The sequence below is a fragment of the Streptomyces syringium genome (assembly GCF_017876625.1).
Taxonomy (GTDB): Bacteria; Actinomycetota; Actinomycetes; order Streptomycetales; family Streptomycetaceae; genus Streptomyces; species Streptomyces syringius.
Genome location: NZ_JAGIOH010000001.1, coordinates 6,332,713 through 6,344,270, shown reverse-complemented (window position 1 = coordinate 6,344,270; position 11,558 = coordinate 6,332,713). Strand labels below are relative to the sequence as shown.

Sequence of the window (11,558 nt, the reverse complement as noted above, 5' to 3'; positions counted from 1 at the left end):
GGTCCTCTTCTACCCCATCCACGCCCGGCGCGGGCCGTCGAACGGCGGGGCGGCGTCAGGGCCGTTCGGCCCGGAGCCGGGAGGCGGCGATCTCGGCCTCGGCGGCGGTGCGGTCGGCCCAGCAGGCGCCGTCGACGGACTTGCCGGGTTCGAGCTCTTTGTAGACCTCGAAGAAGTGCTGGATCTCCAGCCGGTCGAACTCCGGCAGATGCCGCAGGTCCCGCAGGTGCTCGTGCCGGGGGTCCTGGGCGGGCACGCACAGGACCTTGTCGTCCTCGCCCTGTTCGTCGCGCATCCGGAACATCCCGATGGCGCGACAGCGGACGACGATGCCGGGGAAGGTGGGCTCGCTCGCGAGGACGAGGGCGTCGAGCGGGTCGCCGTCGGCGCCGAGGGTGCCTTCGATGTATCCGTAGTCCGCGGGGTAACGGGTCGAGGTGAACAACAGCCGGTCCAGCCGGATGCGCCCCCGCTCGTGGTCCATCTCGTACTTGTTCCGGCTGCCTTGCGGGATCTCCACGATGACATCGAAGTCCACGGATGCTCCTCGGTAGGTGTCGGGCCACCATGGTGGCCCGACGGGCCACGCCCTGTCCGGGGTTCGGGGGCCGACAGAGCAGACGGCCCGGTCGTCGGTCGTCCTCGGCCGAAGGGCCTGACGCAGGCACCCGGCCCCGGGCCCCGGACAGGCGCAGACGACTCGGCCGTCGGTCTTCCTCGGGCCCGGCGGGAGGCCGGGCGTCCGCCCGGAGCCGACGCGACTCGGCGCGGACAGCCCTGACGCAGGCGCACCCGGGAACGAGCAGTAACCCGTCCACCCACGACGGGAGGCGCCGGGACGCGCAGGGCGGTCGCGGGACGTCGAGCGAAGCAGTCCCGTGACCGCCCGGAGCGGCCCGGGGCCGCGGGTGACCACGGCGCTCCACCCCGGACGGCAGCAGACGGCTAGTCGTCCCGCGACGGAACCAGGCAGCGGCCGTCCGGCCGCGCGGCGGAAGGCCGGGGCACGGGCGCCGGGGCGGGCTCGGACCCGGGCGCCGAAGCGGACGCGCCACGGCACGGCACGGGACCCGAACCGGCGGAGCCCTCCGCAGGAGAGCCCCGCAGTGTCAGCATGACCACCCCGGTCGCCGCCACCGCGCCCGCCACGACGGCCAGCACGCCGCCGGCGACCCCGTAGCGGAAGCCCTCGCCGAGGACCGTGATGCCGACCGCCGCGGCCACCACGGGGTTGACGACCGTCACCGTCGCGAGCGGTGCCGCGAGCCCCGCCCCGCGGTAGGCGGCTTGCGACAGCAGCAGGCCCGCCGTGGCGAGGACCGCGATGGCGCCGAGGGTGGGCAGCAGGGAGCCCGTCGCGCGGTCGGTCCAGTCCTCGGCCGCCGCCTTGGTGAAGACGGACGCGATACCGAAGGCGGCACCCGCCGCGGACGCCAGCGTCACGCCCCGGAGGACAGGCCGTCGCATCCGGTGCGCGGCGAGCACGAGCACGGCCACGGCGGCCAGGACGACCGCCGCGAGCACGGGCCGCTCGGCGCCGCCGAGGGTCTCGGGGTGCGGGGTGCCGGTCAGGGAGAGCAGGCCCGCGAGGCCGACGGTCGCGAGGACGGCCCCGCGCCACCCCGCGGCCCCGATCGGCCGGTGCACGAGCAGGGCGGCCATCGGCAGGGCGAACACCAAGGTCAGCGCGCCCAGCGGCTGCACGAGGCTGAGCGGTCCGAACGCCAGGGCGACCACGTGCAGCGCCGCGCCGACGCCGGTGAGCACGACGGCGCCCCACCAGCCGGGGCGGCGCAGGGGCGCGTAGGTGACACCGTCACTCGTGGCCGCGACGCGCTCCTGTGCGATGGCCGCGGCCGCGTACGCGGCGGCGGATATCAAGCACAGCAGCACCGACACCATGAGTGAACTCACGCCACGCCTCGCCTGTTCGTTCCCTCGTGTCCATCGCGGTCCATATCCCCAACAATGCCTCGCGCGGGGCGCCGCCGTCGTCGTACCTGAGTACGGACTCGGTCCTACTGCCGATGGAGGACCGGGGCGGTACGGAGGGTGGCACCGTCACTCCCGTCGGAGATGTCCGGCACGGGTGGTCACGAGGGCCAATTCTCCCCGTCCTCTCAACCGGAATATCCGGAATCGACGTCATACGTACGCCGTCTGCTCTCCATAAATTTTCCCTGTCGTGGGGGCGGCACCGGGTCCCAGGGTGTCCGGAAAACTCGTTGCGAATCCTCACCCCGGAGCTATGGACTCGACGCGAGCGCCCGCACGGGAATTGGTTGTACATCACGGGGGGAACCACCATGTGCAGCACTTCACCGATTTGGCATGCCCCTGGCCCCGGAGAGGCCGAGGGGCCAAAGGGCCGGGTCACCGTCATCGGCGCCGGGGTGGCCGGGCTGGTGGCGGCCTACGAGCTGGAACGGCTCGATTACCGGGTCCGGGTGCTGGAAGGCAACACCCGTATCGGCGGGCGCGTCCACACCCACCGGTTCGGTCCCGACCCGGGCGCACCGTCCGTGGAACTCGGCGCCATGCGCATTCCGGCCCATCACCGCCGCACCCTGAAATACATCGAACATTTGCGCCTCGGCGAAAATGTTCGGGAATTCAGGACCCTGTTGTCGGACGAGAACGCATTTCTGCACACGGCCGAGGGGTTCGTGCGCATCCGGGACGCCTCCGGTCCGCTGCACCGCGGTTTCCGGCGCGAGCTCGCGCGGGAGCGCCACCCCGCCTCGTACGACGACGCCACCGTCGCCTTCGGCGCCTGGCTCACCGCCGTCGTCGGGGCCATCGCCCCGCCGGACCTGCGGGACGCGCTGCGCGCGGACCTGCGCCGGCAGCTGCTCGACCTGGTCGCCCGCATCGACCCGTTCCCGTATCCGACCGGGGCGGCCGGGGGCCGGGTGGACCTCCACGCGCTCTTCGCCGCGCATCCGGGGATCCGGGCCGGTTGCAGCGGCCGGCTCAACAGCTTCCTCGACGACATCCTCACCGAGACCAGCCCCGCGCTGCTGCGGATCGAGGGCGGCATGGACCAGCTGCCCCGCCGGCTCGCCGAGCGGCTGCGCGGCCCGGTGTCGTGCGGCCGCACGGTGGTGGGCATCGCGGTGCGGGAGCACGATGTGCTGGTCCGCTCCAAGGCGGCCGGCCACACGGTCGTCGAGCCCAGCGACTTCGTCGTCTGCACGGTGCCCTTCCCCGCGCTGCGGCGCATGCGGCTGACCGGCCTGGACGCCGACAAGCTGGCCGTGCTGCGCGAGGTCGACTACTGCCCGGCCACCAAGGTGGCCTTCCACTGCCGGGAGCCCTTCTGGCAGGCGGACGGCATCGCCGGCGGGGCCTCGTTCACCGGTGGCAGCATCCGCCAGACGTACTACCCGCCCGTGGACGGCGGCCCGGGCCGGGGGGCGGCGCTGCTGGCCAGCTACACGATCGGCCGGGACGCCGGACGGCTGGGGCGGATGTCGCCCCGCCGCCGGCACCGGCTCGTCCTGGAGGAGCTGAGCGCGGTCCATCCCGAGCTGCTGCGGCCCGGCATGGTCCTGGACGCGGTGAGCACGGCGTGGGGGCACACCCCCTGGACCGTGGGCTGCGCGATGCGCTGGGGCAAGGACGCGGCCGAGGTCGAGCGGGAGCGCACCCGCGCGGCCCGCCCCGTGCACCGGCTGTTCTTCGCGGGCGAGCACACCTCGACGACCCCGGCGTGGATCGAGGGGGCCGTCGAATCGGCGCTGCGGGCCGTCGAGGAGATCGACGGGTACGCGCCGATACGCCGCCCCGCCGCCGCCCTCGGGATCCATGACCCCGCGGGAGCGTGCTGATGAGCGTCTTCGACCTGCCGAGGCTGCACTTCGCCGGAGTCGCGACGACGAAACTGCCGACCGGGCCGCGCTGCGGACGCGTCGACCTGTCCGCGAACCGAGTACTGACCGACGAGGGGCCCTTCCCCGCCGACCGGCCCGCGAGCGACTTCCACGCCTATCTCGACGAGCGCGGCCCGCGCTTCGACCGGGACGGGCGGCTCGCGCCGCACGGGGAGTTCAGCCTCGCCAAGGGCTGGAACTTCGACGGCAACGGCCACTTCCTGATGGACGCCCGTATCGTCGCTGCCGAGGGCCCGGACGGGGCGCTCGACGGCCACGACCCGGTGATCGGGCGCGCCGTGGACGTCTGGGGCCACTACAACGACTATCTGCGCACCACCGTCAACCGGGCCCGCGTCTTCGACCTGGACCCCGCGTCGCGGGGGACCACCGCCCTGATGGTGGGCCGGTTCGGCTTCGGCCGCGTCGGCCGCTCGCACGACCAGGGCTATCTGTTCACCGGCGGGGTGCGCGGTCTCCAGCCGCCGCGCTGGGTCGACTTCGACCACATCCTGGACGTCGGCGACCACGTGCTGGCACCGCAGCTGCGCTACTGCGCGGTGCACCAGTTCGTGGTGGCGGACGACGAGGACGCCGACTGGCTCCCCGACGCCGGGTCCTCCCCCGTGGTGGGCGCGCTGCGCGGGGCCCTGGACAGCGGGGCGGACGGTCTCGTCGTGCAGTTCGCGCTGGACGGCATGTCGTCGCCCGTGGCCCCGGACGCGCCGAGTCACTGGCGGGTCCGGGGGACGATCGCGCCGTGGCACCGTGCCGAGCTGCGCACCTACCCGGCGGGGCGGCTGCTCGTGCCCGGCCCGCCGCCCGTGGGCGGCAGCGCCCTGCACCACCTCACGGTCGGCCTCGCGGACGGGCGGGCCGCGTTCAACATGGTCTCCGCCGTCCCGCTCACCGGCCGGGCCGAGCAGGCGGGCCCCGGTCCGCTGCACCGGCTCGGCCCGCCGGTGGACCTCGGCGACCTGGAGCTGCGGAGCGCCGACTCCGGCCGGCTCGTCGCCCGGCTGCCGTCGGCGGCGTACCGCGACGGCCTCACCTCGGGCATCGTGACGGTGCCCGCCGAACCCGGCTGGGAGGCGGCCGGGGAGGCGGCGCTGTATCTGACCGGCGTCCTGCCCGGCGGGCGGCGGGCGACGCTGCTGACCGAGCGGGAGACGGTCGTCCAGAGCGACGAGGCGCTGACGGCCGTGCACCACCGCGACCTCGCCCACGGGCGCGACCACGCCGTGGCGGTGCCGCTGCGCGCCTACGTCCGTGGCCGCCCGGCGAGCGCGGGCCCGGTGACCGTGCTGCAGTACGCCAACCCCCGTGCGCTGCCCGGCCACCGGCCGGCCGGGTCGCCCACTGCCCGCTGCGGCGACGCGGTGATCCTGGGGCTGCGCGCGGGCCCGCCGGACGGGCCCGGCGCCTTTGCGCCCGAGTGCGTCGTGGACACGGACGAGCACGGCCACGGACTGCTCACCCTGCGCGGTGAACGGGCGGGCACCTGCCGGGTCCTGCTGTCCACCGGCCCCGGCGACCTGCCGGACACCGACCCCGACGCACCGGGATCGGCGTGGGCGGCCTACGACGACGAGGACAGGCTCGGCTTCTGGGCGGGGGCCGGGGCGCTGGCCGTACGGGTCCTGCCCGACGACTGGCACCTGGACGACGTGCCCCGCGAGGACGTCGACTTCGAGCTGCTGCACCGGGAGGTCTTCGCCTACTACGAGCAGATCTCCTCCTTCATGACCTCGGAGGTGTTCAGCCTCGCCGACCGCTGCAAGGTGGCGACGTACGCGGACCTGGCCTGGCAGATGTGCGACCCGGCCAACAGGGCCAAGACGTACTACATGCCGCCGACCCGCGATCTGACGGACCCGAAGGCGCGGCTGCTGCTGGCATATCTGCGCAACCAGCAGGCACGGGTGCGTCCGCCCGTCCCGGTGCCCGCCGTGCCCGGCACGGAGCCGGGCATCACCACGCGCGGCCACTTGTGGACCGCGCTGAAGCAGGCGGCCGCCCTGGAGCTGACGGTGATGCTGCAGTACCTCTACGCGGCCTTCTCGCTGCCGACCCACGGGGCCGGGCGCCAGTACGTCCGGCGCGGTCTGTGGACGCCCGCGCAGCTGGAACTCGCCTGCGGCCAGGGCGGTGCCACGGCGGACGACGGGATGCGCGGGGCGTTGCTGAACGTGGCCCGTGAGGAGATGATCCATTTCCTGGTGGTCAACAACATCATCATGGCGATCGGTGAACCGTTCCACGTCCCGGCCGTCGACTTCGCCACGATCAACTCCGTACTGCCGGTGCCGCTGGACTTCGCGCTGGAACCGTTGAGCGTCGGCAGCGTGCAGCGGTTCATCGCGATCGAACAGCCCGCCGGGCTCGTCCCGGAGATGCGACGGGAGGGCGCCGCGCGCCCGGAGACGGCCGACGGCCCGGAGCGGCGGCGGGCGTTCGCGTGGGGTTCGGTGAGCGAGCTGTACGCGGGGATCCGCGAGGGGCTCCAGCGGGTGCCCGATCTGTTCCTGGTGGAGAAGGGCCGGGGCGGCGGCGAGCACCACCTGTTCATGCGGGAGTCGCTCAACGTCACGCACCCCGACTACCAGTTGGAGGTCGACGACCTGTCGAGCGCGCTGTTCGCGGTGGACTTCATCACCGAACAGGGCGAGGGCGGGGCCCTGGGTCCCGGCCCCGGCCGGCCCTCGGACGAGTCGCACTTCCAGACGTTCCTGCGCATCGGCGAGGCGCTGACGACCGAGCGGGTCGAGGGCCCGTACGGGCGGCTGGCACCGTGGAGCCCCGCCTACCCGGCGCTGCGCAATCCGACGGTGGAGCCGGGCGACGGCGCGAAGGACCCGATCACGGACCCGGAAGCGCGCGCCGTGGCCCGGCTGTTCAACCGCTCCTACTACCTGATGCTCCACCTCATGGCGCAGCACTTCGGGGAGAGCCCCGACGCGAGTCTGCGCCGCTCGAAGCTGATGAACGCGTCCATCGACGTCATGACCGGCATGATGCGCCCGCTGGCGGAGCTGCTGGTCACCATGGAGTCGGGGCGGCACGGCCGGACGGCGGGACCGACGTTCGAACTCGATGTCGCGCCCGTCGCCAACCCCCGGCCCGACGTGGCGCGCCGCGCGCTCGCGCTGCGCTTCGAGCAACTGTCGGCGGCGGCCCTTTCGTGCCCGCCGGTGCCGGCGCAGGTCCCCGAAATGATGGCGTTCTACGCCGACTTCTTCCGCAGGACGCAGGGTAGGTCATGAGTCGAATTCTTCGTACGACGGACGTATTGATCGTCGGCGGCGGCCCGGTGGGCCTGGCGCTGGCACTGGACCTGAAGTACCGGGGTGTCCGCTTCATGGTGCTGGACTCCTCCGACGGCACGGTCACGCACCCGAAGGTGGGCACGGTCGGTCCCCGGTCGATGGAGCTGTTCCGGCGCTGGGGCGTCGCCGACCGGATCCGGGCCGCGGGCTGGCCCGGGGACCACCCCCTGGACATCGCCTGGGTGACCGCGGTCGGCGGCCACGAGATCCACCGCCTGGAGTTCGGCACGGCCGACAACCGTCCGCCGCTGGCCTACACCCCCGAGCCGGAGCAGGTGTGCCCGCAGCACTGGCTCGGCCCGCTGCTGGCGCGGGAAGTGGGTGTGCACCCCGACGGCCCGCTGCGGCGGCGCTGCCGCCTCGACCGCTTCACCCGCTACGACGACCACGTCGTCGCGACGGCCACCGACCTCGACGACGGCTCGCGGCTGACGGTCCGCGCGCGCTATCTCGTCGGCTGCGACGGGGCGTCGTCGCTCGTCCGCAAGGCCGCGGGCATCGCGGCCCCGGCCCGCTACGACACGCGGGTCTTCCGCAACATCCTCTTCCGCGCGCCGGGGCTGCGCGAACGGCTCGGTGCGCGCGGCGCCCTGGTGTATTTCCTGACCCAGCCGCCCACGTTGCGCTACCCCCTGCGGTCCATGGACGGCCGGGACCTGTACCGGCTGACGGTGAGCGGACCGGGCCCGGCCGGCCCCGAGCCGGAGGCTGCCGGGCAGGACGCCCTGACGATGATCCGCAACGCGATCCGGTACGACACCCCGGTGGAGGTCCTCTCCGAGAACGTCTGGCACCTGACCCACCGCGTCGCCGAGCGCTACCGCCACGGCCGTGTCCTGCTCGCGGGCGACGCCGCGCACACCCTCTCGCCGTCCGGGGGCTTCGGCATGAACACCGGTATCTGCGACGCCGCCGACCTGGGGTGGAAGCTCGCCGCCGAGCTGGCGGGCTGGGCCGGTCCGGGGCTGCTCGACTCCTACGACACCGAGCGCCGGCCGGTCGCCGAACGCAGTCTGGAGGAGGCCAACGCCCATCTGCTGCGCACGACGCGGCGCGAGCTTCCCAAGGAGATCCTGCTCGACTCCACCGAGGGCGCCCGCGCGCGGGCGAAGCTGTCGGAGGGCATGGAGCGGAGCGGGGTGCGGCGCGAATTCGACTCGCCCGACGTGCACTTCGGCTTCCGTTACGTGTCCCCCGTCGTGATCGGCGACGGCAGGAGGGAGCGGGACTGGCGCACCGACGCCCTGCCCGGGGCCCGTGCCCCGCACGCGTGGCTGGGTGCGGACACCTCGACGCTGGACCTGTTCGGCGACAGGTTCCGGCTGCTGTGTTTCGCCGACTCCGACCGGCTGGCCGCGTTCGAGGCGGCCTTCGCGCACCGGGGTGTCCCGTTGAAGGTGACGCGGTGCCACGACGCGTCGGTGGCGGGGCTCTACCGCAGCACGTTCGTCCTGGTGCGCCCGGACGGCCATGTCGCCTGGCGCGGCGCGGCCCTGCCGAGGGACGTGGTGCGGGTGGCGGACACCGTCCGGGGCGCGATATGAGCGGGGGTGGCCCGGGCCCGTTCCGCACGGCCGATGTCGACGTCGCGGACCCGTACCCCTGCTACCGCCGCTACCGGGAGGAGGACCCGGTCCACCGGGGTGAGGACGGGTGGTATCTCTTCCGGCACGCCGATGTGGCGCGGGTGCTGTCGAGCCGCCGGTACGGCCGGGGCGGACCGCCCGCCCGGCTCCCCGAGGACTGCCCCCATCTGCACAGGACCGTCGCGAACTGGATGGTCTTCATGGACCCGCCGCGCCACACCCGGGTGCGGGCGCTGGTGGCGAAGGCCCTCACCCCACGCATCGTGGAGGGGCTGCGTCCGCGCATCGGTGAGCTCGCGGGGGGCCTGGTCGCGGAGTTGGCCGCGCAGGGCGAGGCCGACCTCGTCGACGGCTTCGCGGCGCCCTTCCCGATTCTCGTCATCAGCGAGCTGCTGGGGGTGCCGAAGGAGGACCGGCCGTGGTTCCGCGCCCGCGCCGTGGACCTCCAGCAGGCGACCAGCGCGCGCGTCGCCCGGAGGCCGGACGCGTTCGCGGTGGCGGAGCGGGCGGCGCGGGAGTTCGGGGCGTACTTCCGCGCCGAGTTCGCCCGCCGTCGCGCGGAGGCGGCGGACGGCGGGACGGATCTGATCGCGGCGCTGCTGGCCGAGCAGGGGCGGAGCGGGATCGACGAGGACCTGCTGGCGGGCACCTGTGTGCATCTGCTGACAGCGGGCCACGAGACGACGACGAACCTGCTCGCCAAGGGCCTCCTCGCGCTGCTCGCCCACCCCGACCGGCTGGAGCGGCTCCGGGCACGCCCGGGGTCGCTGCCGGGCGCGGTCGAGGAGCTGGTCCGCTACGACTCCCCGGTGCAGATGATCAGCCGGTGGACCCACGAGGACGACCGGGTCGGCGGGCACATCGTCCGGCGGGGCGAGAAGGTCACCCTGGTCCTCGGCTCGGCCAACCGCGACCCCGCGCGCTTCCCCGACCCCGACCGCCTGGACCTCCACCGCGACGCGCGCCGCCACACCGGTTTCGGCCTCGGTATCCACTACTGCGTGGGCGCCCCACTGGCCCGGGCCGAGGCCGAGATCGGGCTCACCGCACTGCTGGCCGGCCTGCCGGGGCTCGCCCTGGCGGACGAGCCGGTGCGGTGGGCGGACGACCTGGTCTTCCACGGGCCGGCGCGGATGGTGGTGCGTGCGGGCGGACGGCCTACGGGCGGTCCTGTTCGCGGTCCTGCCCGCGAGGCGTGAACCACCGCCGGAGGTAGGCCTCCAGCTCCTCCACCGTGTCGGTGGAGATCCCGATGTGCCGGTCGGGCCGCACGAGGATCAGCGACCCGGCCCCGGCCAGCCGCCGCCGCGCGCTCCGCGCCGGGTACGGGCGGACGTGCTCGACCGGCATGGCGTAGCCGTCGGTGAGCCGCCGCAGCCGGTCGTCGTCGACCCGGGCGCCGGGGGCGGCCAGCAGCGTCCAGCGCTCGTAGGAGAGCAGCTCGTGGAGGCGGCGGCGACGCCCGTCGAGGAGGACGGGGAGGTCGGGCAGCCGGTCACCGGCGAGGAGGGAGCGGTACCGGCTCGGGTTGCTTTCGGAGAGGCGGCTCTCCCGATGATGCATCGTCAGGTCGCTGAGGACGGTCCGGATGCGCCCGGCGAACCACTCCCTGCGCATGAGGTGCGGCCCGGCGAGACGCATGCCGAGCAGGGTGAGCCGGGTGGGCGGCAGCTCCAGGACGTCGTGCCGCATCGCGCGCATCACCTTCCGGGCCGTGAGCCGCTGCTCGGTGGCGTACGTGTCGAGCAGCGCGTCGACCGCCCAGCCCCGGTGGACGGCCGCGAGCTTCCACCCGAGGTTGTGCGCGCCGCGCAGCCCGGTGTTGAGCCCGTGCCCGCCGATGGGCGCCCACAGGTGCGCGCTGTCCCCCGCGAGCAGCGCCCGCCCGACCCGTAGCGACCCCGCGAACCGGTCCTGGAAGCGCGCCCGGTTGGCCCACGGCGGATCGGTCGGCACGAGGGTGGTGCCGGGGTCGTGGGCGGCGTCCGCGACGAGCGCGCGCATCTCCTCGACGGTCGGCGCGCGTTCGATCGTGGGGTCGGGGTCGGTGCTGAAGCAGAAGAACCGGTAGCCGCCGCCGGGCCGGGGCGAGACCCCGAGGGAGGCGCCGCGCACCAGGAAGAAGTAGCTGCGGTCGGGGGCGTAGGGGTGCTTCCAGTCGGCCTCGGCGTTGATCTGTACGCACTGCAGATCCGGCCGCCGCGCGCCCTCGAACGGTATGCCGAGCGCCTTGCGCACCATGCTGTGCGCCCCCTCGCACCCGACGACCCAATGACACCGGACACTCGTTGCGAGCCCGTCGGCACCCCGCAGTTCGACGACGGCCCCGTCGTCGGAGGTCCGTACGCCGACCGCCTCCGTCGACCACCGGATCTCCCCGCCCACCTCCCGCAGCCGCTCGCCGAGCAACCGCTCCACGGCGTCCTGCTCGATCGACAACGGCCGCGGATACGCGGTCTCGCCGGCCCCGAGGTCGATCCCCCCGACCTCCCGCCCCTCGGCGAGCACCTCGACCCGCCGCAACGCCAGCCCCTCCGCCAAGAACGCTTCCACGCACCCCAGATCCCGCAGCACCTCGAGCGCCCGCTGCCACACCACCCCCGCCCGGGCCTCCCGCTTCCCCCGCGCCTCCTTCTCGACGACGACGACGTCGATCCCGTACTGCCGCAAGGCAATGGCGAGCGCGAGCCCGGTGGGCCCGGCTCCGACGACCACGACATCCCGGATTTCGCTCACTGACGTCTCCCCCTCGTCCCGCCCGTGGCGCGGCGGTC

7 protein-coding genes are annotated in these 11,558 nt (G+C 74.0%); 4 read left to right on the top strand and 3 right to left on the bottom strand.

The features are described from left to right. Positions 1–55: 55 nt before the first annotated feature. Positions 56–538 carry an inorganic diphosphatase gene (locus JO379_RS27935; protein WP_130881412.1) on the bottom strand — a complete coding sequence of 161 codons (483 nt, stop codon included), beginning with the start codon at positions 536–538 and terminating at the stop codon, positions 56–58. Between the two features lie 407 nt (positions 539–945). Then, positions 946–1,914 (bottom strand): DMT family transporter, encoded by a 969-nt coding sequence (locus JO379_RS27930; protein WP_307842160.1) that lies wholly within the window; start codon positions 1,912–1,914, stop codon positions 946–948. 392 nt (positions 1,915–2,306) lie between these two features. Here JO379_RS27930 and JO379_RS27925 point away from each other — a divergent pair, with 392 nt between their 5' ends. From JO379_RS27925 to JO379_RS27910, 4 genes are read left to right on the top strand one after another with little or no spacing between them, the layout of a single operon-like run. Next, positions 2,307–3,830, top strand: coding sequence for a flavin monoamine oxidase family protein (locus tag JO379_RS27925; RefSeq protein WP_209517504.1), 1,524 nt, complete (start codon positions 2,307–2,309; stop codon positions 3,828–3,830). Then, entirely contained in the window at positions 3,830–7,135 is a 3,306-nt protein-coding gene (locus tag JO379_RS27920; protein WP_209517502.1) for a ferritin-like domain-containing protein, read from the top strand. The genes JO379_RS27925 and JO379_RS27920 overlap by 1 nt, the downstream gene beginning before the upstream one ends. Continuing rightward, positions 7,132–8,742 (top strand): FAD-dependent monooxygenase, encoded by a 1,611-nt coding sequence (locus JO379_RS27915; RefSeq protein WP_209517500.1) that lies wholly within the window; start codon positions 7,132–7,134, stop codon positions 8,740–8,742. Before JO379_RS27920 ends, JO379_RS27915 begins: the two co-directional genes overlap by 4 nt. After that, positions 8,739–9,983, top strand: a complete 1,245-nt coding sequence (locus JO379_RS27910) for a cytochrome P450 (protein ID WP_209517498.1) — start codon at positions 8,739–8,741, stop codon at positions 9,981–9,983. Before JO379_RS27915 ends, JO379_RS27910 begins: the two co-directional genes overlap by 4 nt. On the opposite strand, the gene JO379_RS27905 is transcribed toward JO379_RS27910, so the two are convergent. Then, positions 9,943–11,520: an FAD-dependent oxidoreductase gene (locus JO379_RS27905; protein ID WP_209517496.1), complete on the bottom strand. Its 1,578-nt coding sequence runs from the start codon at positions 11,518–11,520 to the stop codon at positions 9,943–9,945. The two genes, JO379_RS27910 and JO379_RS27905, sit on opposite strands and share 41 nt — an antisense overlap. Between the last annotated feature and the right edge of the window lie 38 nt (positions 11,521–11,558).

What these genes read in the sequence shown, in the direction of transcription:
- JO379_RS27925 (WP_209517504.1), top strand. Translation starts at nt 2,307, where the DNA reads ATGTGCAGCACTTCACCGATTTGGCATGCCCCTGGCCCCGGAGAGGCC.
- JO379_RS27920 (WP_209517502.1), top strand. Translation starts at nt 3,830, where the DNA reads ATGAGCGTCTTCGACCTGCCGAGGCTGCACTTCGCCGGAGTCGCGACG.
- JO379_RS27915 (WP_209517500.1), top strand. Translation starts at nt 7,132, where the DNA reads ATGAGTCGAATTCTTCGTACGACGGACGTATTGATCGTCGGCGGCGGC.
- JO379_RS27910 (WP_209517498.1), top strand. Translation starts at nt 8,739, where the DNA reads ATGAGCGGGGGTGGCCCGGGCCCGTTCCGCACGGCCGATGTCGACGTC.